General features: G+C 62.9%; 3 protein-coding genes and 1 pseudogene. 2 read left to right on the forward strand and 2 right to left on the reverse strand.

Annotated elements, in window-relative coordinates:
* Positions 1-181, forward strand: a 181-nt coding sequence (locus ACE03M_RS16720) for a hypothetical protein (protein WP_485935158.1), incomplete at its 5' end; no start/stop codon positions are given.
* A gap of 160 nt (positions 182-341) precedes the next feature.
* On the opposite strand, the pseudogene fdhA reads toward ACE03M_RS16720, so the two are convergent.
* Together fdhA and ACE03M_RS16730 are read right to left on the reverse strand one after the other, a co-directional pair.
* A pseudogene (gene fdhA / locus ACE03M_RS16725) lies at positions 342-1,555 on the reverse strand (formaldehyde dehydrogenase, glutathione-independent).
* A gap of 135 nt (positions 1,556-1,690) precedes the next feature.
* Complete coding sequence (locus tag ACE03M_RS16730) at positions 1,691-2,617, reverse strand: LysR family transcriptional regulator (RefSeq protein WP_485935160.1); 927 nt, start codon at positions 2,615-2,617, stop codon at positions 1,691-1,693.
* 186 nt (positions 2,618-2,803) lie between these two features.
* Between ACE03M_RS16730 and ACE03M_RS16735 the strand changes: the two genes are divergently transcribed.
* Positions 2,804-3,711 (forward strand): aromatic ring-hydroxylating oxygenase subunit alpha (locus ACE03M_RS16735; RefSeq protein WP_485935161.1); only part of this gene is annotated, 908 nt, incomplete at its 3' end.

Here is a 3,711-nt window from a genome sequence, read left to right on the forward strand (position 1 = left end):
GTGCCCATGGCTCGATGGCATGGTGGCGAACGGTCGGTACCTCCTGGTCGAAAAATTCCCATTCTTCGAGCAGGAGCGACCAGCCGTTACGGGACGGAGGGCAGTGTCCTCCCTCGACCCTGGTTTGGCCGCCGCCCTGGCCCATCTCGCGTTCACACGCCTGGTCGACGAACTGGGCTGAGCAACCCACCCCAGCATGGAAAAACGGGTGCTGCGTCGACGCGCGGGTGTGTACCCATGTGTCTCGACGCAGCACCCGTTTTTCGACGGTGGTTGCTGGGTGGAAGGTTGTGGCTCCCTCGTGGCCTGAAGTCGTACGCCCCGAGGCCGCCTCAGATTACTCAGGCCCTGACCAACCCGTGGGGGTCGAGGACGAACTTCTTTGCCACGCCTGAGTCGAACTCTGCGTAGCCCTGCGGGGCATCCTCGAGGGCGATCGGGGTGGCGTTGACGTTCTTCGCGATCGTCACCTTGTCATTGAGGATCGCGTGCATCAGCCCGCGGTTGTACTTCATGACCGGGCACTGGCCGGTGACGAAGACATGGGACTTCGCGAAGCCGAGTCCGAAGCGCATCGACAGCGATCCCTCTTGGGCCGCCTTATCGGCAGCCCTGGGTCGCCGGTGACGTAGAGCCCGGGAATGCCCAGGCTGCCGCCGGCGCGGGTGATGTCCATGAGCGAGTTGAGCACGGTGGCCGGAGCCTCGGTGGCTGCTTCCTTGCCGTGTCCACGGGCTTCGAAGCCCACGGCATCGATGCCGCAGTCGACCTCGGGAGTGCCGAGGATCTGCTCGATCTGATCCTTCGGGTCGCCTTTGGAGACATCGACGGTCTCGCATCCGAAGGCGCGTGCCTGTGCCAGACGGTCCTCGTTGAGGTCGCCGACGATGACGACCGGTGCACCGAGGAGCTGCGCCGAGGTGGCCGCTGCGATTCCGACCGGACCTGCACCGGCGACGTAGACCGTCGAACCGATGGTGACGCCGGCCCCGACCGCACCGTGGAAGCCGGTGGGGAAGATGTCGGAGAGCATGGCCAGATCGAGGATCTTCTCCATTGCCTGGTCCTTGTCAGGGAACTTCAGGACGTTCCAATCGGCGTAGGGGACGAGCACGTATTCGGCCTGTCCTCCGACCCATCCGCCCATGTCGACATAGCCGTAGGCAGAGCCTGGACGATCAGGGTTGACGTTGAGGCAGATGCCGGTCTGGCGCTCGATGCAGTTCCGGCAGCGACCGCAGGAGATGTTGAACGGCACGGAGACGAGATCGCCGACCTTGACGAATTCGACGTCACGACCGACTTCGACCACCTCGCCGGTGATCTCGTGGCCGAGAACGAGCCCTTCAGGTGCAGTGGTGCGGCCCCGGACCATGTGCTGGTCGGAGCCGCAGATGTTCGTGGCCACGGTCTTGAGGATGACGCCGTGATCGACCTTGCGGCCGACGTTGGCTGGATGGACGCCGGGGCCGTCCTTGAGGACGAACTCGGGATACTCAGTGTCGACGACTTCGACCTTGCCGGGACCTGCGTAGCTGATTGCCTTATTGCTCATCGTTGAGTCTCCATTCGAAAGAATGTGGAAGTGGCGAACCTCAGGATGGCCGCAAAGCCTCCTGAAATATCAGTCTTTCATCAGACGTGCCTGCAGTCTCGCCTTTCGATGGCCGGTGTGTCAACAGGCGCAGCCTCATTCGCCGAGGCGGGTCGTAAGAATGTGCTGGGAGGTGGCCCGCAGGTGTCGCAGAGACTCCTTGATCAACGGCGAATTGCGGCTGCCGGTGCGGACTGCTGCGACGATCTTCCGGCTGAGTCTGCCCGGCCCGGTCAGACGGACTCTGGTGACATTGTCCTCCCCGGCGAGGCTGACCAGCCTGGGCAGCAGACTGACGCCCACCCCGACCCCGACGAGGGCTGCCTGCGTTTCCCATTCGACAGATTCGTGGGAGATTCGCGGGGTCACACCGGCCGCGGTGAACGCGGCGATGAACAGTGCGTGATAGGGCGATCCGGGCGCAGCGGTGATCCAATCTTCGGCGGCCAGATCGGCCAGTGTCACAGACTCGAGTGCGGCGACCGGGTGGTCGGAGGGCACCATGACGTCGAGCGGATCGTCGAGCAGGTCGACCTTCTCGAATCGTGGATCGTCTTCGACCTGGACATCGCCCTGCATGGAGACGACGACGGCAAGGTCGATGCGTTCGGCCACGAGGAGTTCGAAGCACCGCGTGGGACTTGCTTCGGTGACATGGACCGTGGATGTGGGGTGAGACCTCTGCAGGTGGGCCGCAAGTGGTGCGAGCAGATTCGCCGAGGCGGTCGAGAAGCCTCCGATTCCGAAATGCGTTGGCGTCTGATCCCCGGCAGTCAAGGAGGAAGCGCGGATGTCCTCCCATTCGGCGATGAGCCTGTCGGAGAGGCGCACGAGATTCTGGCCTGTCGCCGTCAGCCGCAGTCCGCGTCCGTCCTTGACGAGCAGCGTCATACCCAGCGAGTTCTGGAGCTCGCGCAGCTGCCCGGACACGGCCGAGGGGGAATAGCCGGTGAGTTCGGCAGTGGCGGAAACGGTGCCGCAGGCGGCAAACGTGCGCAGTGTGATGAGGCGAGGATCGATCATGGCACTATTGTGCCCTGAATCATGCGGAGATTCCGCACGGAATATGTCAGAATCTCGCGCTTTTTCTGCAGTGTCTTGATGGCTATTGTCTTCTGTGACAGCACCGGTCAACTCACGTGCTTCGGCAGAGAGCCGGGGTTGTCACGGGACGCAATACACCAGCAGCAGACATCAAGGGAGATGGAATTGACCGCAGTGAATCTGGCGCCGACGAAGAAGGGTTTCCCTGCCGGCTTCAGCGAAGAGAGACTCGACGAGATCCGTCAACTGCTCGACACGCGACGTACAGGCTTCTCACTCGAGGCTCCTTTCTACACCGACGACCATCTCTTCAATCTCGATATGCAGGCCATCTTCGGGCAGAACTGGGTCTTCGCCTGCAGCGTCGCAGAGATTCCAGAGCCCGGGGACTATGTCACCCTGGACTTCGGTCCCTATTCCCTTCTCGTGCTGCGCACCGACGACGGCGGAGTCAACGTTCTGCACAATGTGTGTCGCCACCGCGGTGCCCGCGTCCTCACCGAGGCCGCAGGCACCACGGGCAATCTGGTCTGCGGGTACCACTCGTGGACGTATTCGCCCGATGGTCAGCTCATCCACGCCTCGGCGCCGGGTGAGATGGAATTCGACAAGGCCTGCTACTCGCTCAAGCGCGCGCACGGGAAGATCGTCGCGGGACTCGTCTTCCTCTGCTTGGCAGAGGAACCCCCCACCGACTTCGACGACACCGCGGCGATCTTCGCCCCCTACGTCGGACCGCACGAACTTGCGAAGACCAAGGTGGCCTATCAGCAGAACATCGTGGAGGAGGCCAACTGGAAGCTCGTGATGGAGAACAACCGCGAGTGCTACCACTGCGATGGCCACCCGGAGCTTGCCTGCGCCCTGTTTCCGACCTGGGGACTGACCGATGAGACGATCCCGCCTCACCTGGAAGACGTCTGGGACCGCAATCAGCAGGCACAGGCTGCACTGGAATACCGCTGCCGTCGCTACGGACTGCCCTATGAAGTCGTCGAGGAACTCGACACCCGCATCGCCGGAATTCGGATCTCACGAGAATCCCTGGACGGGCAGGGGGAGTCGTTCTCGGC

The organism is Brevibacterium sp. AGC70, from assembly GCF_057334195.1.

Bases quoted from the DNA above. Each gene is read 5' to 3' on its own strand.
- ACE03M_RS16730 (WP_485935160.1), bottom strand. From the start codon at position 2,617: ATGATCGATCCTCGCCTCATCACACTGCGCACGTTTGCCGCCTGCGGC.